Annotated in this window: 20 protein-coding genes; 3 read left to right on the plus strand and 17 right to left on the minus strand. The window is 62.5% G+C overall.

Annotated features, from left to right (window positions below):
• Positions 1 to 32 precede the first annotated feature (32 nt).
• From AC097L_RS20055 to AC097L_RS20065, 3 genes are read left to right on the plus strand one after another with little or no spacing between them, the layout of a single operon-like run.
• Entirely contained in the window at positions 33 to 1,712 is a 1,680-nt protein-coding gene (locus AC097L_RS20055) for an asparagine synthetase B family protein (RefSeq protein ID WP_479588485.1), read from the plus strand.
• A gap of 32 nt (positions 1,713 to 1,744) precedes the next feature.
• Positions 1,745 to 1,960 carry an AbrB/MazE/SpoVT family DNA-binding domain-containing protein gene (locus tag AC097L_RS20060; protein ID WP_479588557.1) on the plus strand — a complete coding sequence of 72 codons (216 nt, stop codon included), beginning with the start codon at positions 1,745 to 1,747 and terminating at the stop codon, positions 1,958 to 1,960.
• Positions 1,961 to 1,966: 6 nt separating this feature from the next.
• Positions 1,967 to 2,368: a PIN domain-containing protein gene (locus AC097L_RS20065; RefSeq protein WP_479588486.1), complete on the plus strand. Its 402-nt coding sequence runs from the start codon at positions 1,967 to 1,969 to the stop codon at positions 2,366 to 2,368.
• A gap of 93 nt (positions 2,369 to 2,461) precedes the next feature.
• Here AC097L_RS20065 and hisD read toward each other — a convergent pair whose 3' ends face one another.
• The 17 genes from hisD to AC097L_RS20150 form a co-directional block, all read right to left on the minus strand.
• Complete coding sequence (gene hisD, locus AC097L_RS20070; protein ID WP_479588487.1) at positions 2,462 to 3,814, minus strand: histidinol dehydrogenase; 1,353 nt, start codon at positions 3,812 to 3,814, stop codon at positions 2,462 to 2,464.
• A gap of 5 nt (positions 3,815 to 3,819) precedes the next feature.
• Positions 3,820 to 4,470 carry an ATP phosphoribosyltransferase gene (gene hisG, locus AC097L_RS20075; protein WP_479588488.1) on the minus strand — a complete coding sequence of 217 codons (651 nt, stop codon included), beginning with the start codon at positions 4,468 to 4,470 and terminating at the stop codon, positions 3,820 to 3,822.
• Complete coding sequence (gene murA / locus AC097L_RS20080) at positions 4,467 to 5,747, minus strand: UDP-N-acetylglucosamine 1-carboxyvinyltransferase (protein ID WP_479588489.1); 1,281 nt, start codon at positions 5,745 to 5,747, stop codon at positions 4,467 to 4,469. Before murA ends, hisG begins: the two co-directional genes overlap by 4 nt.
• A 32-nt stretch (positions 5,748 to 5,779) precedes the next feature.
• Positions 5,780 to 6,022 (minus strand): BolA family protein, encoded by a 243-nt coding sequence (locus AC097L_RS20085; protein WP_479588490.1) that lies wholly within the window; start codon positions 6,020 to 6,022, stop codon positions 5,780 to 5,782.
• 5 nt (positions 6,023 to 6,027) lie between these two features.
• A complete protein-coding gene (locus AC097L_RS20090) occupies positions 6,028 to 6,783 on the minus strand; it encodes an ABC transporter permease (RefSeq protein ID WP_479588491.1) in 756 nt (251 codons plus the stop codon).
• The gene (locus tag AC097L_RS20095; RefSeq protein ID WP_479588492.1) at positions 6,780 to 7,718 is read right to left on the minus strand and encodes an ABC transporter ATP-binding protein; all 939 of its coding nucleotides are present in this window, start codon (positions 7,716 to 7,718) and stop codon (positions 6,780 to 6,782) included. The genes AC097L_RS20090 and AC097L_RS20095 overlap by 4 nt, the downstream gene beginning before the upstream one ends.
• A 48-nt stretch (positions 7,719 to 7,766) precedes the next feature.
• Positions 7,767 to 8,039, minus strand: a complete 273-nt coding sequence (locus AC097L_RS20100) for an STAS domain-containing protein (RefSeq protein WP_479588493.1) — start codon at positions 8,037 to 8,039, stop codon at positions 7,767 to 7,769.
• 1 nt (position 8,040) lies between these two features.
• On the minus strand, positions 8,041 to 8,679 hold the full coding sequence (locus tag AC097L_RS20105) for an MlaC/ttg2D family ABC transporter substrate-binding protein (protein ID WP_479588494.1): 639 nt from the start codon (positions 8,677 to 8,679) through the stop codon (positions 8,041 to 8,043).
• Between the two features lie 125 nt (positions 8,680 to 8,804).
• Positions 8,805 to 9,530: an MlaA family lipoprotein gene (locus AC097L_RS20110; protein ID WP_479588495.1), complete on the minus strand. Its 726-nt coding sequence runs from the start codon at positions 9,528 to 9,530 to the stop codon at positions 8,805 to 8,807.
• A 26-nt stretch (positions 9,531 to 9,556) separates the two neighbouring features.
• Complete coding sequence (mlaD, locus tag AC097L_RS20115; RefSeq protein WP_479588496.1) at positions 9,557 to 10,048, minus strand: outer membrane lipid asymmetry maintenance protein MlaD; 492 nt, start codon at positions 10,046 to 10,048, stop codon at positions 9,557 to 9,559.
• A gap of 10 nt (positions 10,049 to 10,058) precedes the next feature.
• On the minus strand, positions 10,059 to 10,841 hold the full coding sequence (gene mlaE, locus AC097L_RS20120) for a lipid asymmetry maintenance ABC transporter permease subunit MlaE (protein WP_479588497.1): 783 nt from the start codon (positions 10,839 to 10,841) through the stop codon (positions 10,059 to 10,061).
• Positions 10,838 to 11,665: an ABC transporter ATP-binding protein gene (locus AC097L_RS20125; RefSeq protein ID WP_479588498.1), complete on the minus strand. Its 828-nt coding sequence runs from the start codon at positions 11,663 to 11,665 to the stop codon at positions 10,838 to 10,840. Before AC097L_RS20125 ends, mlaE begins: the two co-directional genes overlap by 4 nt.
• Before the next feature lie 418 nt (positions 11,666 to 12,083).
• Entirely contained in the window at positions 12,084 to 12,443 is a 360-nt protein-coding gene (locus AC097L_RS20130) for a protocatechuate 3,4-dioxygenase (RefSeq protein ID WP_479588499.1), read from the minus strand.
• On the minus strand, positions 12,440 to 13,324 hold the full coding sequence (locus tag AC097L_RS20135; protein ID WP_479588500.1) for a gallate dioxygenase: 885 nt from the start codon (positions 13,322 to 13,324) through the stop codon (positions 12,440 to 12,442). Before AC097L_RS20135 ends, AC097L_RS20130 begins: the two co-directional genes overlap by 4 nt.
• Positions 13,325 to 13,350: 26 nt before the next feature.
• A complete protein-coding gene (locus AC097L_RS20140) occupies positions 13,351 to 13,788 on the minus strand; it encodes a nuclear transport factor 2 family protein (RefSeq protein ID WP_479588501.1) in 438 nt (145 codons plus the stop codon).
• A gap of 3 nt (positions 13,789 to 13,791) precedes the next feature.
• Positions 13,792 to 14,508 (minus strand): alpha/beta fold hydrolase, encoded by a 717-nt coding sequence (locus AC097L_RS20145; RefSeq protein WP_479588558.1) that lies wholly within the window; start codon positions 14,506 to 14,508, stop codon positions 13,792 to 13,794.
• 164 nt (positions 14,509 to 14,672) lie between these two features.
• Positions 14,673 to 15,962, minus strand: a complete 1,290-nt coding sequence (locus AC097L_RS20150; protein ID WP_479588502.1) for a LysR family transcriptional regulator — start codon at positions 15,960 to 15,962, stop codon at positions 14,673 to 14,675.
• Between the last annotated feature and the right edge of the window lie 128 nt (positions 15,963 to 16,090).

Raw genomic sequence — 16,090 nt, forward strand, 5'->3', positions numbered from 1 at the left:
TTCTTTCAGCCCTCTTTTTACCGCCCTACTCCATGTCCCTAAGCACACCGTCCCTGGTTCTCGGCAGCCCCCGCTTTACCGATGCCCGCCTGGCCGCACTCGCCAGCACTGACGGCCCACTGGCCGCCTGGCAGGCAGCCTGTGCGGCAGATGCCAGCAGCGCCGCACTGCAGGCCACCGGCGACTTTGCGGTAGGGCTGCAAGAGCCCTCGGGCCGCACATTTTTGGCGGTAGACCGCTTTGCCATCCGCAGCCTGTGCTACCGGGTGGTGGACGGGCAGATTCGCTTTGCGGGCCGCGCCGACGAGCTAGCAGGCGGTACCGACATCGACCCGCAGGCCATCTTCGACTACCTGTACTTTCACGCCATTCCCTCACCGCGCACCATCTTCAAAGGTGTGTTCCGCCTGCCGCCGGGCCACTACGCGCTGTTTGAGCAGGGCAAGCTGACGGTAGCCCCCTACTGGGTGCCCAGCTTCATTGAGCCGCGCAGCGCCTCGTTCAGCAGCCTGCGCGAAGAGTTTCGGGGCCTGGTGCGCAACGCCGTCAGTGCCCAGCTCGACGGAGGCACAGCAGCCTGCTTCTTGAGCGGCGGCACCGACAGCTCCACCGTGGCCGGCATGCTCAGCGAGATCGGCGGCAAGCAAGGCCAAAAAGCCGCCACCTACTCCATCGGCTTCGATGCCGAGGGCTACGACGAGATGGAATACGCCCGGCTGGCTTCACGCCACTTCAACACCGAGCACCACGAGTATTACGTCACCCCCGACGACTTGGTGGCTAGCATTGCCGACGTGGCCCGCTCGTACGACCAGCCCTTCGGCAACTCGTCCGCCCTGCCCTCGTACTATTGCGCCCGCAAAGCCAAAGACGACGGCGTGACCAAAATCCTGGCCGGTGACGGCGGCGACGAGCTCTTTGGCGGCAACAGCCGCTACGCCAAGCAGCGCGTGTTTGGCTGGTACAACATGCTGCCCAGCGGCATCCGCAGCGGCCTGATGGAGCCCCTGTTGGCCAAGACCGCCGAGAGCAGCATCTCCCTGCTGAGCAAGGCTTCCAGCTACGTCGAACAGGCCAAAGTGCCGCTGCCCGACCGCCTGCAGATGTACAACCTGCTGCTGCGCCTGGGTGTGAACGACGTGCTGACCCCGGCTTTTCTGAGCCAGGTCAACATCCAGGGCCCGGCCGAACAGCAGCGCGGCATCTGGAAGCTACCCACCACCGGCAGCCAGCTCAACCGCATGCTGGCCTTCGACTGGCGCTACACTCTGGCCGAAAGCGACCTGCCCAAGGTCTGCGGCACTACCCGGCTGGCCGGTCTGAACGTGGGTTTTCCTATGCTCAACGAAGCGCTGCTGGACTTCTCGCTCAAGTTGCCGCTGGAGTACAAGCTCAAGGGCCTGAAGCTGCGCTGGTTCTTCAAGGAAGCCCTGCGCGGCTTTCTGCCTGACGAAATTCTGACCAAGAAGAAACAGGGCTTCGGCCTGCCCTTCGGCGTATGGGCCACCCGCCACGACGGCCTGCGCGCCGTCGCCACTGATTCGCTGAACAGCCTGGCCACCCGCAACATCGTGCGTCCCGAGTTCATCCGCAGCCTGCTGACCGAGCGGCTGCAGGAGCACCCCGGCTACTACGGCGAGATGGTGTGGATTTTGATGATGCTGGAGCAGTGGCTGCAGGCGCATGCGCCAGAGTACAAGATGCCTGCTTGACATATCAATTCGCTGATAAGTAAGGGATTTACATATCTACCTCGACCCTCACCGCCAAAGGCCAAACCACCGTACCGCAGGCCATCCGTGATGCTTTGCACGCCCAGGCCGGCACGCAGCTGCAATGGCATTTGATGCCCGACGGCAGCCTGACTGTGCGGGTCAAAAACCAGTCGCTGTTGGATTTGGCGGGCATGCTGCAAGCCCCCGAGGGCCGCAGCGTGCGCACCGAAGACATGCGGCCCTGATTTTTTATGGCCGCCCTGGACACCAATGTGCTGGTGCGCTTCTTGGTGCAAGACGACCCTGCCCAGTCGGCTCTGGCGCACGGCCTGGTCCACGGCACATTGCAGGCCGGTGAAACGCTCTACCTGCCGGTCACTGTGGTGCTGGAGCTGGAGTGGGTGTTGCGCGCAGCCTACCGCTTCAGCAAAGAGCAGGTGACGACGGCCTTATCGCGGCTGCTGGCGGCCACCGAGTTGTCGTTTGGCTCCGAATCGGCGGTGGAAGTGGCTCTGGCCTTGTACCAAAAAAGCAGTACCGACTTTGCCGACTGCCTGCACATTGCGCTGGCCCATGCAGCAGGCGAGAGCCCCTTGTGGACGCCGGACCGGGGGGCATCCAAGGTGCCCGGAGCCCGGCTGCTAACAGCTTGAACAACTTATACGCTATCTTTTTTAATATTAAAAAAATAGCGGTTGGTGCAGGTTCCACCTGCACCAACCGCTATTTTTATGCCTGAAAAAAGCCTATATTTTGTCTAAACGCATCTCTGCGGCCCGCGCATGGGCCTGCAGGCCTTCGCCGTACGCGAGTTCAGCAGCAATCCGGCCCAGTTCTTGGGCACCCGCCTGGCTGACCTCGATGAGGCTGCTGCGTTTTTGGAAATCGTAGACCCCCAGCGGGCTGGAGAAGCGGGCCGTGCCGGACGTGGGCAACACGTGGTTGGGTCCGGCGCAGTAGTCGCCCAGGCTCTCGCTGGTGTAGGCGCCCAGAAAGATAGCCCCGGCGTGGCGCAGCAGCGGCTCCCAACGGTGCGGGTCGGTACTGCTGACTTCCAAATGCTCGGGGGCGATGCGGTTACTGATCTCGCAGGCTTCTTCCATGCTGCGCGTGTGGATCAGCGCGCCCCGGCCGCTGAGCGACTTGGCGATGATCTCGGCGCGGGGCATCTCATTGAGCAGGCGGTCGATGGAGGCTTGCACCTGGTCAATGTACCCAGCATCGGGGCACAGCAAGATGCTTTGCGCCAGCTCGTCGTGCTCGGCCTGGCTGAACAAATCCATCGCCACCCAGTCGGGCGGGGTGCTACCGTCGGCCAGCACCAGAATCTCGCTGGGCCCGGCAATCATGTCTATGCCCACGGTGCCGAACACACGGCGCTTGGCGGCTGCCACGTAGGCGTTGCCCGGGCCGGTAATCTTGTGGACTGCCGGGATGCTGGCCGTGCCATAAGCCAGCGCGGCCACGGCCTGGGCGCCGCCAATGGTGTAGGCGCGGGTGACACCGGCCACATAGGCAGCGGCCAGCACCAACGCATTTTTCTCGCCCCGCGAGTCCTTGGACGAGCCATCCCTGCGGGCTGGCGTGGGCACCACCATGATGATCTCGCCCACGCCCGCCACGTGGGCAGGGATGGCGTTCATCAGCACGCTGCTGGGGTAGGCAGCCTTGCCGCCGGGCACGTAGATGCCCACGCGGTCCAGCGGCGTGACCTTTTGGCCCAGCAGGGTGCCGTCCGCATCACGGTAGCTCCAGCTCTCGCCCGAGGCCTTTTTCTGCGCCTCGTGGTAGCTGCGCACGCGGGCGGCGGCGGCTTGCAGGGCTTCGCGCTGTTTTGCAGGGATGGTGTCGAAAGCGGCTTTGAGTTCGGCTTGGGTCAGCTCCAGCTCGGCCAGCGTGTTCGCTTGCAGGCCGTCGAAGCGGTTGGTGTACTCGAGCACCGCCACATCACCGCGCTGCTGCACGTCGGCCAAAATGTCGGCCACTACCTTTTCAATCGCCGTATCCGCCTCGGCAGACCAGTGCAGGCGGGCCTTGAATTCAGCTTCAAAAGTGCTGCTAGCGCAGGAAAGACGTGCGGGAGTAGCTATGAATTGCATAGTAATCAGGTTCTAGAACGTTCGGCCACTGCCGCCGCGAAGGCATCGATCAGGGCGCGGAGGGGGGCTTGCTTGAGCTTGAGCGCGGCCTGGTTCACCACCAGGCGCGAGCTGATGTCCATGATGCGTTCAACTTCCACCAGGTGATTGGCCCGCAGCGTGTTACCGGTGGAGACCAGATCAACGATGGCATCGGCCAGGCCGGTCAGCGGGGCCAGTTCCATGCTGCCGTAGAGCTTGATCAGATCGACGTGCACGCCCTTGGCGGCGAAGAATTCGCGCGCGATGGCCACGTATTTGGTGGCGACCCGCAGGCGCGAGCCCTGCTTGACGGCGCGCTCGTAGTCAAAGTCGTTGCGCACCGCCACGCTGATGCGGCATTTGGCGATCTGCAAATCCAGCGGCTGGTACAGGCCCTGGCCGCCGTGTTCGATCAGCGTGTCTTTGCCGGTGATGCCCAGGTCGGCACCGCCGTTTTCCACGTAGGTTGGCACGTCGGAAGCGCGCACGATGAGCACGCGCACGCCAGGCTGGTTGGTGTCCAGAATCAGCTTGCGGGATTTTTCGGGGTCGTCCAGCACCTCGATACCGGCGGCGCGCAACAGCGGCAGCGTGTCGTCAAAGATGCGGCCTTTGGAAAGGGCTAAGGTAATCACTTCTTGACTCTTTCGATATCGGCACCGATGCCGCGCAGCTTGGCTTCCATCTGGTCGTAGCCCCGGTCCAGGTGGTAGATGCGGTCCACCACGGTTTCGCCCTCGGCCACCAGGCCGGCAATCACCAGGCTGGCGGAAGCGCGCAGGTCGGTGGCCATCACGGTGGCACCGGAGAGCTTGGCAATGCCTTCGACCACCGCCACCTTGCCGTCGATCTGGATGTGCGCGCCCAGGCGCACCAGCTCATTGACGTGCATGAAGCGGTTTTCAAAAATAGTCTCTGTCACCTTGCTCGGGCCCTGGGCCACGCAGTTCAGGGCCATGAACTGGGCCTGCATGTCGGTGGGGAAACCGGGATATTCGGTGGTGCGAAAGCTCTGCGCCTTGAGGTGCGTGTGGGCCGGGCCTGCGGATTGCACACGGATGCCGTCGGCCTCGGGGGTCACCGTCACGCCCGCCGTGCGCAGCTTGTCGATCACCGCGTCGAGGTGGTCGGCGCGGCCATGCTGCAGCAGCACGTCGCCACCGGTGGCGGCCACGGCGCACAGGAAGGTGCCGGTCTCGATGCGGTCGGCCACCACCTGGTGGCTGCAGCCGTGGAGTTTGTCCACGCCCTGGATGCGGATGCGGTGCGTGCCGTGGCCTTCGATCTTGGCGCCCATCTTGATCAGCATTTCGGCCAGGTCGCTGATTTCCGGCTCTTGGGCGGCGTTTTCCAGAATGGTTTCGCCTTCGGCCAGGGTGGCGGCCATGAGGAAGTTCTCGGTGCCGGTCACGGTGACCATGTCGGTGGTGATGTGGCAGCCCTTGAGGCGGGTGCGGCCTGCGGGCAGCTTGGCGATCATGTAGCCGTGTTCGACCACGATCTCGGCCCCCATGGCCTGCATCCCGAGGATGTGCTGGTCCACCGGGCGCGAGCCAATCGCGCAGCCGCCAGGCAGCGACACCGTGGCCTCGCCAAAGCGGGCCAGCAGCGGGCCCAGGGCCAGCACCGAGGCGCGCATGGTCTTGACCAGCTCGTAAGGGGCTTCGGGCGACGACAAATCGCTGGCGTTGATATTGACGGTGCCATCCTCGGCGCGCTCTGCGCCCACGCCCATGTTGCGGATCAGCGTGAGCATGGTGGACACGTCTTGCAGGCGCGGCACGTTGGTGAGGGTGACCGGCTCGGCCGTCAGCAAAGCGGCGCAGAGTTCGGGCAGGGCCGCGTTTTTGGCGCCGGAGATGCGCACAGTGCCGGTCAGGCTGCGGCCACCGCGTATGAGGAGTTTGTCCATGGGGAGATAGTTCTAAAAAATTTAACGGCGTACTAGCGAGGAAGGGCTGCCCACTCGGCTGGCGTGTAGGTTTTCATCGACAGCGCATGCACTTCGTCGGTGTGCATCTTCGCACCCAGCGTGGCGTAGACCCGCTGGTGGCGCTGGATGGCGCGGCGGCCTTCGAACTCGGCCGACACGATGGTGGCGTACCAGTGGCGGCCATCGCCTTCCAGGGCAATGTGCTCGCAGGGCAGGTGCGCCTGGATGATGGTTTGGAGTTCTTCAGCAGTCATTTTTGTTATCCGCGGATTTTGTAGCCGATGCGCAAGAGATTCACGGTGATGGCGCTCACCACCAGCAAGGCCGTGCCGACAATGCCCAGGCTGAGCCAGGGCGACACGTCGCTCACGCCAAAGAAGCCGTAGCGGAAACCGTCGATCATGTAGAAAAACGGGTTCAGGTGGCTCACGGTTTGCCAGAAAGGTGGCAGGGAATGGATGGAATAGAACACGCCGCTCAAAAACGTCATGGGCATGATCACAAAGTTCTGGAACGCCGCCATCTGGTCGAATTTTTCGGCCCACAGCCCGGCGATGATGCCCAGCGTGCCCATCAGCGCCGCGCCCAGCACGGCAAACACGATGATCCACACCGGCGAAACAAAGCTGGCACCGGTGAAGATGGCGGTGACGGCAAACACCCCCGCCCCCACCAGCAGACCGCGCGCCACAGCCGAGCCCACGTAGGCCCAGAACCAGTCCCAGTGCGACAAGGGCGAGAGCAGCACAAACACCAGGCTGCCCATGATCTTGCTCTGGATCAGCGACGAGGAGCTGTTGGCAAACGCGTTTTGCAGCACGCTCATCATCACCAGGCCGGGCACCAGAAAAGCGGTGTAGTTGATGGTGCCGTAAACCAGGGCCTTGCCTTCGAGCACGTGGCCGAAGATCAGCAGGTACAGCACGGCGGTGAGCACTGGCGCGCCCACGGTCTGGAAGCCGACCTTCCAGAAGCGCAGCGATTCTTTATAGAGCAGGGTTTGCCAACCAATCATGCCGTCACCTCACTGGCCACATAGCCGTTGGTCATCACGTCGAGGAACACGTCTTCCAGATCAGCTTTGCGGATCTCCACGTCCTCCGCCGTCAAACCGGCTTCGCGCACCGCCGCCAGGTAGCGCTCGATCTCGGCGGCGTTGTGCGCGGGGAACTGCACGATGCGGCCTGTAATCCGGGCCTGCTGCGCCAGGGCTATGGGCAGTTCGCTATCAACTTTGAAGCGCAGCACATTGCTGGAGGCATTTTTCAGCAGCTCGCTGGTGCGGTCCAGGGCGACGATGCGGCCTTTTTTCAGCATGGCGATGCGCGAGCACAGGGCCTCGGCCTCTTCCAGGTAATGGGTGGTGAGCAGCACCGTGTGGCCTTGTTTGTTGAGCTTGGCGATGAACTGCCACAGGGTCTGGCGCAGCTCCACGTCCACCCCGGCGGTAGGCTCGTCGAGCACGATGACGGGCGGCTTGTGCACCAGGGCCTGGGCCACCAGCACGCGGCGCTTCATGCCGCCAGAGAGCTGGCGCATGTTGGCGTTGGCCTTGTCGGCCAGGCCTAAACTTTCCAGCAGCTCGTCGATCCAGGCATCGTTGTTCTTCACGCCAAAGTAGCCTGATTGGATGCGCAGCGCCTCGCGTACGTTGAAAAACGGGTCGAACACCAGCTCCTGCGGCACTACGCCAAGCTGGCGGCGGGCCTGGGCGAAGTCTTTGGCCACATCGTGGCCGTGCACCAGCACCTTGCCACCTGTGGCGCGGTTCAGACCCGCCAGGATGCTGATCAGTGTGGTTTTACCCGCACCATTGGGGCCGAGCAAGCCGAAGAATTCCCCCTGCGCGATGTCGAAGCTGACGCTGTCGAGGGCGGTGAGTGGGGGTTTTTGGGAGCCGCGGGGGCTGGGGTAGGTCTTGGAGACCTGCTGGAAGGATATGGCGGGCATGGGCCGATGATTTTAACGGCAGGCCCCAGTTGCCGCCCGGTAAGGTTTTCAGGCCGCAGCAGGCAGCAATTCGGCCACACCGTACAAACCTGCCAGCGCGGCCAACCGCGCAGGCAAACCGCGTACCGCAAACGCGCGGCCCAGCTTGGAGCTTTCACGGCGGCATTCCAGCAGCACGGCCAGGGCCGACGAATCAAACCGGGTCAGCGCGGTCGCGTCCACTACCACCGCCGCACCGCTCTGCGAGCGCAGGCTCTGCAGCAGCATGCGCAGCGAGGCCGTGGCCTGCGCGTGGGTCAGCTCAGCGGGCAGCACCAGCATGTCATTTCTTTGCGTTGCTTTGGTTACGCGCGGTCAGGGTGGCGATAAGACCGTCCACACCCTTGGCGTTGATCTCGCTGGCGAACTGGCTACGGTAGGTTTCCACCAGCCACACGCCCAGCACGTTCAGGTTGAAGATCTTCCAGCCCGCGCCGTCGCCGGCTGTTTTCTCCAGCCGGTAGTCGAGTTGGACCGGGTCGCCACGGCCTTTGACTTCGGTGCGCACCAGCACCTCTTTGTCGTCCGCCGCTGCGCGGAAGGGCTTCATGCTGATTTCCTGGTCGCTGGTAACCTGGGCCAAAGCGCCCGAGTAGGTGCGTACCAGCAGGGTTTTGAACTCGTCTTGCAGCTTCTTTTGCTGCTCAGGCGTGGCCTGGCGCCAGCCGGGGCCTACCGCTGAGGCGGTCATGCGCTGGAAGTTCACGTTGGGCATGATCTTGGTGTCCACCAACACCATGATCTTGTTCACGTTGCCCTGCTGCAGGGTTTTATCGGCCTTGATGGTGTCCAGCACCTCGGTGGAGATGCGCTTGACCAGCGCGTCGGGCGCTTCGTCGGCGGCCATAGCCCCCATCGACGTGGCAGCGGCCACAGTAAACAGCAAACCGGCAGCCAACTGGCCCAATAAACGACGTTTCATACACACTTTCTCGGCGGGAATCCCGCATTGCAATAATGGAAATCGGCAACTACAGGTTGACACAAAAGCGGCGGTTGCAAGCCCGCTTTGCACAGTGCTTACACAGCAGCTGCGCACCTGGGTGCCTATTTGGGAGCATCGGGTGCAGATAAATCGGGCGGGTTGCCGTCGTAGATTTCGCTGCGGCGCACCTGCAGGTAGAAGTCGCGGGTGAAGCTGTATTTGTCCAGCGCGGCCTCGTCCAGCACTGCACCCGCACGCAGCAGGTTGGCGCGGACGTCAATCAGGTTCAGTCCGGTCAGTCGGTCGCGGTCACCCGAGTGCGGTACGGCATTGAGCAGGCTGCCCTGCATGTCGATGGGCAAAGCAGCCGTGTCGCGGATGGTCGATGGCCCCAGCAGCGGCAATACCAAGTACGGGCCCGACGGCACGCCCCACCAGCCCAAGGTCTGGCCAAAATCTTCCTTGTGGCGCTCCAGCCCCATGTCGGTGGCCAAGTCAAAAATGCCTGCCACACCGAACACGCTGTTGATGCTGAAACGCATCCAGCTTTCCGCCGCCGCCCGGCCCTTGAACTGCAAAGCGTTGTTGGCCGTGCTCCAGACCTCGCCCAGGTTGGAAAAGAAATTGGTCACGCCCTGGCGCACCAGCGACGGCGTGACATAGGTGTAGGCCTTGGCTACGGGCTTGACCACGGCGTTGTCCACCACCTCGTTAAAGCCAAATATCTGGCGGTTCATCGGCTCGAGCGGGTCGCGCGGGTTCGCCTGGGGGCCGGTAGCACAACCAGAAATAATGGCAAAGATGCCGGTAGCGCAGGTAAGGGATGCGTATCTAGCTATATTTTTCATAGTGTTTGATGGAGTGGGCTCCATTGTCATTTTTTAGCTGGAGAGGCAGCGGGGGTGTCCGGGCCATCGGCGGCCTTGCTGTATAAAAACTGGCTGATCAAATTCTCAAGGACCACCGCCGACTGCGTGGCTGAAATCGTGTCGCCCGCCACCAGATTCTTGGCGTCGGCACCGGCTTCGATGCCCACATACTGCTCGCCCAGCAGGCCACTGGTCAAAATCTTCAGCGAGCTGTCTTTGGGGAAAGCGTAGCGCGGGTCCATGGACAACGCCACCCGGGCCTGGAAGCTTTTGTCATCAAAAGTGATGCTGTCCACCCTGCCCACCACCACCCCGGCGCTTTTCACCGCCGCTTTGGGCTTGAGGCCGCCGATGTTGTCAAACTTGGCCGACACGCTGTAGCCGGTCTGGAAATTCAGCGACAGCAAATTGGCCGACTGCAGCGCCAGAAACAGCAGCGCAGCAGCCCCCAGCAGCACAAACAAACCCACCCAAATATCGTTTTTAGAGCGTTGCATAAACCGTACCTTAGATTGTGAACATGGTGGCTGTGAGCAGGAAATCGAGCGCCAGCACCGCCAGCGAGGCCACCACCACCGTGCGCGTCGTCGCCCGCGACACGCCTTCGGGCGTGGGTTGGGCCCCATAGCCTTGCAGCAGGGCCACAAAGCTCACCGTAAAACCAAACACAATGCTTTTGATGACCCCGTTGCCCACATCGCGCCATACGTCCACGCCGCCCTGCATCTGGCTCCAGAACGCGCCTGAATCCACGCCAATCATCAGCACGCCCACCACCCAGCCGCCGACGATGCCCACCGCGCTGAACAGCGCTGCCAGCAGGGGCAAGGTGATGACACCTGCCCAAAAGCGCGGGGCCAGAATGCGCTGCACCGGGTCCACGGCCATCAACTCCATGGCGCTGAGCTGCTCACCCGCCTTCATCAAACCAATGCCCGCCGTGAGCGAGGTACCCGCGCGCCCGGCAAACAGCAAGGCCGTGACCACCGGGCCCAATTCGCGCACCAGGCTCAAGGCCACCAGCAGGCCCAGGGCCTCGCTGGAGCCATAGCGCTGCAAGGTGTAGTAGCCCTGCAAGCCCAGCACAAAGCCGACAAACAGGCCCGATACGCTGATCAACGCCAGCGAATAGTTGCCCAAGAAATGTATTTGGTCGCGCACTAGGCCAAAGCGCCTCAAAGTCGGCCCCAGCGAGGCCACCAGGCGCACAAACAGGCGTGTAGCGTTGCCGATGTCGGCCAATTGGGTGCGCAGCGCAAAGCCTACATCGGTCGGTTTGTACCAGGTCATCGCGGCACTCCTGCCTGCAAAGCCACACCAAAGTCCTGCTCTACGGTCGGGCCGGGGTAATGGAAACGCACCGGGCCATCGGGCAATGCGTGGATGAACTGGTGCACCAGCGGGTCGGTGCTGTTGCGCACCTCGTCGGGCGTGCCCTGGGCGGCGATTTTGCCGTTGGCCAAAATCACCACTTTGTCGGCGATCGCAAAGGTTTCGTCCAGATCGTGCGAGACGATGATGCTGGTCAGGCCCATAGTGTCGTTCAGGTCACGTATGAGCCGGGCCGCCGTGCCTAGCGAGATCGGGTCCAGCCCGGCAAAAGGTTCGTCGTACATCAGCAGCTCGGGGTCCAGCGCCATGGCGCGGGCCAGGGCTACGCGCCGGGCCATGCCGCCCGACACCGCGCTAGGCATCAGGTCGCGTGCACCGCGCAGGCCCACCGCCCCCAGCTTCATCAGCACGATGTCACGCACCAGTGCCTCGGACAGATCGGTGTGCTCGCGCAGCGGAAACGCCACGTTGTCGAACACCGACATGTCGGTGAATAAGGCCCCAAACTGGAACAGCATGCCCATGCGACGGCGTGCGGCGTAAAGCCCTACTGCATAGTTAGGTAAGGGCTTGCCGTCAAATAGCAATTCGCCCCGATTTGCCTGCAGTTGGCCACCAATCAGACGCAGTACCGTCGTTTTCCCCCCACCTGATGCCCCCATAAGCGCCGTAACCTTGCCGCGCGGGATGCTGAACGAAACACCATCCAACACGGCGCGGCCCCCGTAGCCAAAGCTTAGGTTTCGCAGTTCGACAAGATTTTCAGAAAGATTCGTGGACATAACAATGAAAAAGGCTGGAACAGCTCCAGTCTTTTTCGATGATAAGGGATTGTGCTAATGCATTTAGCACTCGCGTCTTAATAAGCGCCAAGCACCGACGGCCTGCCGGGCTCCATCCGCCATCAGGGTCCACGAGTAGAGATCGCGAGTCCTAAATCGCCCCGTTTTTCGATAAGGCTTCAATACTTGAAAGAGTGGAGGCCACAAACAAGTCAAACAAGTTCTCGCAAGACGTCCGTGAGCGCGGGGTGGGAATAGTGCATGAAAACCGCAGACACAGTGTCCGTCATTTCAGGCAGCATTCGCGTTGATACCCCCGAAAATCGGTCTCATGCCGCGGGCACTGCTGGAGCAGGTCACCAATCTTGAACCGGGGGTCGAGGAATAGCGCTGAACCAAAAAGCTCGAAGCCGCCCCCTCAGCGCGCGTCAGGCACGCGCCGCGTCTTCAGAAACTCCTCCAAACTTTCTCCACGCATCGAAGCATAGACCTCCATGTTGGACATTCGTACTACGCGCGCAAACTTCTCGAGTACGAAGAAATTGACACCATGACGCACCAGGCCGATCCAGTCTCGGGCCAGCACCAGTTGCTGCTCTTCGTCGCTGAGACCGGCTTCACGCAACGTGGTCAACTCATCCTGCAACACGCGCTCGCGATAGCTGGCCTGCGCCAGCCGCCAGAAGAAGCGGTTGATGCGCAGCGTGCGCACACTGGTCTGAAGGTCGAACAGGTATGTGCCAGCCAGCGTTTCAATGCCTTCGAGTTGCGGGTTCAAACTGATGCCCCCACCACCTGCACGGTGGCCTCGCCAGCAGGCACGTACAGGGTCACCGCCATCGCTGTGGTTGTCGCAAGGTAGTAGTTTCGATGCAGTTCGCGCAACGGGTCACCCGGGGCATCGGTGAGTGCACCGCGCATCGCCAGCCACATGATCACCTCGGTGCCTTCCGCGCCACCAAGGCGCACGAAGTCGGCATGGGTGATCCCCGTCAGCTGCATCGGATCATCGCGCAGTAGGTCAAGGAAACGGTGATCCCACTCAGTGTTGTTGAAGCCGGTCCGCTCTCCATGTATCTGGTGCGACAGGCCACCCGTGCCGACGATAACGACCCGCAGGTCCTCCGGATACGAGAGGATGGCCCGGCGCACCGCCTGACCGAGCTTGAAGCATCGCAGCGCGGTCGGCATTGGGAACTGCAACACGTTAATCTGCAGCGGCACCACCGCACCGGGCCAGTCTGGCCGATGCGGCCACAGCAGCGGCAGCGCCGAGTGACAGCCGTGGTCAAGCGGCTTGTCCTGAAAGATGGTGAGATCGAATTCGTCGTTGACAAGTTGCTCGGCGAGATGGATTGCCAAATCCGGATGGCCCTTGATGTTCGGGAGCGGGCGTCGGCCTGCGCCTTCGTCAGCGAGTTCGAATTTCGGGCTCACGCCCAAAGCGAATGTCGGCCAGCAATCGAAGAAGAAGCTATTAGCGTGGTCGTTATAAAAGACCATCAACACGTCTGGCCGTTCGCGCGCGAGCCAGCTTGCGACCGGTTCATAGCCCTGGAACAGAGGTGCCCATGCGGGCTCGTCTTGGCGCCCCCTGTCAAATGCGAGTCCAATAGTAGGTACATGCGATGTGCCGATACCGCCAATAATTTTAGCCATTTGTGTTTTTGTCTAGTTTAAAAACTTCAGACACTGCTGTGCAGCATGAAGGAGGCTTTGCGCGTCGAAATTCGCCAGCCCTGAGGCGTGAAGATACAAATGTCGTCGAAGTTGCCGACGACCTGAACCGTATGCGCTGGCCGACCCTGCGGCCCGATCGGGTCTTGAGTTGAGCCACTCCACAACAGCACTGTGCTAGTGACGCGAGCGATATCGGCATCGATGATATCGACAATACTATTGGTGACCAGATGGCGCGTAATGCGCTCTACCGCCCGCTTCTTGTAGGCCGCGATGATGGCATCGCTGCCTTGTAGCAGACTGCCATCGGGGCGCAGCAGTGTCGCGTCGGCAGTGAAAAGCGCGGCGAGGCCAACGGTGTCGTTCACGTCGACGCAAGCCACGACCCGTAGCACGAGCTCGCGGCAGTTGTCCTTGATCATCAGTCGTTGCAATTCGTCCATAGCTCAGGTCTCCTGCTGCAGCCATGCGACGAGAGCGCAGGTCACAGCTTGCGGCTGCTCCATCGTCGTCATATGGCCTGAGTTTTCGATCACGACCAAGCGTGCCGATGGCAGCTCCGTCTGCATCTGCTGGTGGCGCGCGAGCGGGCTCCAGTTGTCTTGCCGGCCACAAGCCAGCAGCGTTGGGCAGCGTACCTGCGTGAAGCTCGCGTGGGCATCGGGACGGCCCAGCAATGCATGGATCTGCGCCTCGAAGTCTCCAGGTGTGTGGCGCGCGACCATCGCGACCACGGCCTCGAACAGCGGCCCGTGACTGTGCCGTGGGTGCACCATGCCAGCCGCCCAGATGCGTGCCATCGCGCCCATGCCACGCTCGCGTGCCGTCGCCAGCAACGCCATGCGCTGGCGGCGTTCGATCTCGCCAACAGCCCCGGCGGCGATGCGATCGAGTCCAGTGTCAAGCAAGGCCAATCGTGAGACGCGTTCGGGTGCCAGCCGCATAATCTCTAGCGCGATACGGCCGCCCATGGAATGGCCAGCAAGCGCGAAACGCTGGTCGATATCGCTGCTGAGTACTGCGCGGGCCATCGCCTCAATCGAATTGAGCTGACCGTAGGTTGGCACGACACACTCTACATGCGTCAGCGCCGCGCACTGCTCGGCCCACACGGCCGCGTCGCACATTAGCCCCGGCAGCAATACCAACATAGGTCGGCTCATACGTCGATCCTCAGTTGCCGCGCCCGGCTGCGCATGCGTATCGCGTCTGGCTGCTTCATAGATGTCTTTGTTTTTGGTAAGGGTCACTGGGCGGACTGCCCAAACGGAGTAGCCCAAGGATGACACTACGCCCCCGTTAACGCCAATGCGCCGACCCGATCGAGCTATTCGTTCTGCTTATTCCGTGCAGCGCCGCGCAATTCATCGAGCAGCACCCGCAGGTTGGGCGAGGGCTCACCTTCCTTGCGCAGGATTAGGCCGATGTGGCGCGTGGTTCCGGGCAGAAGTACCGGCACGATCTTCAGTCCGCCTCCCACATCTTCGTCTCGCGCCTGGCCGCGCGAGGCCAACGCGAGGCGCCCGGTCTGCATCACGAGCGCGCGCGTCATTGCCGGGCTGCTAGCCTGCAACGCACCGCGCGGCATGGCCAGGCCTTGCGCGGCGAATACCCGTACGAGCGCCGCGCTGGCAGGTGTGCCCTCGAGGGGCACGATCCAGTCCCACTGCAGCAGCGATTCCAGGCTGGCGTCGCTTTGCGCCAGACACGGGTGGCCGACGCGAGCAACCACGGCGAGGTCATCGTTAAACAGCGTTTCCTGGCATGCCTCTTCGGATCCCAGATCGGAGCGCAACGCACCGATAATCAGGTCGATTTCCGCGCTGCACAGCTGTTGCAGCAGGCTTTCATAAGTACCGTCGACGATCGCAATTTCGACTTCCGGATGGCGACGCAGCACGGCATCGGCGGCCTGCGGCAGCACCAGCGCCACCGACAACGGCAGCGCACCGACGACTACCCGACCGCGCAGCTGACCTCGCCATGCGGCGATGTCGCACTCAAGTGCACGCGCCTCCGCGAACGCGAGCTTGGTGCGACGCAGCAGTGCCTCTCCGGCTTCAGTCAGGCGCGTGCCGCGTGTGGACTTCTGAAACAGCGTGGCACTGCACAAATGTTCGAGCGATCGCAGCGAGCGGTGCACAGCAGGCTGGCTGATCGCCAGCGCCTTTGCCGCGCGCGCTTCGCTGGCCGACTTCGCCACTGCTAGCAGCGCCTTCAGCGCGGCTGGTGCCACGGCGGCCGCAAAGCGCTCGGCACTGCCGGCGCGACGCTGCCGCTCTGGCAGCGCCGCAGCCGACTCCTGCGCGCCCTTGACAAGGTGATCGATCAGTACGCGCGCGCGCTGCGCTGCACGCGCGCCGGCGGCGGTCGGCACCATCCCGCGCGCGCCCCGGTCGAACAACCGGACCGCAAGACGACGTTCGAGGTCAAGCACCGAGCGCGTCACGGAGGGCTGCGACATATACAGCGCATTTGCGGCCGCGATGGTGCTACCGTGGCGCACCACGCCGACGAGGCAGCGCATAGCCTTGAGCTGATCGATCACCGACGGCACTGCGGTGCCCGGACCATCGCCAGCTTCGCCGTCCGAGTTCCTCGTATCTGTTTCCTGCATACGTCACCTTATTTAATTGCGATGACCGCAGTGGATAGCTCCACTGCTTGGCACGATGGCAGGGTATACCCGAGGATATATCCAAAACGAATAACTCCACCAGCCCATTGCATTCGACTTCGAACGCA

The organism is Rhodoferax sp. RT5P35 (assembly GCF_056521385.1).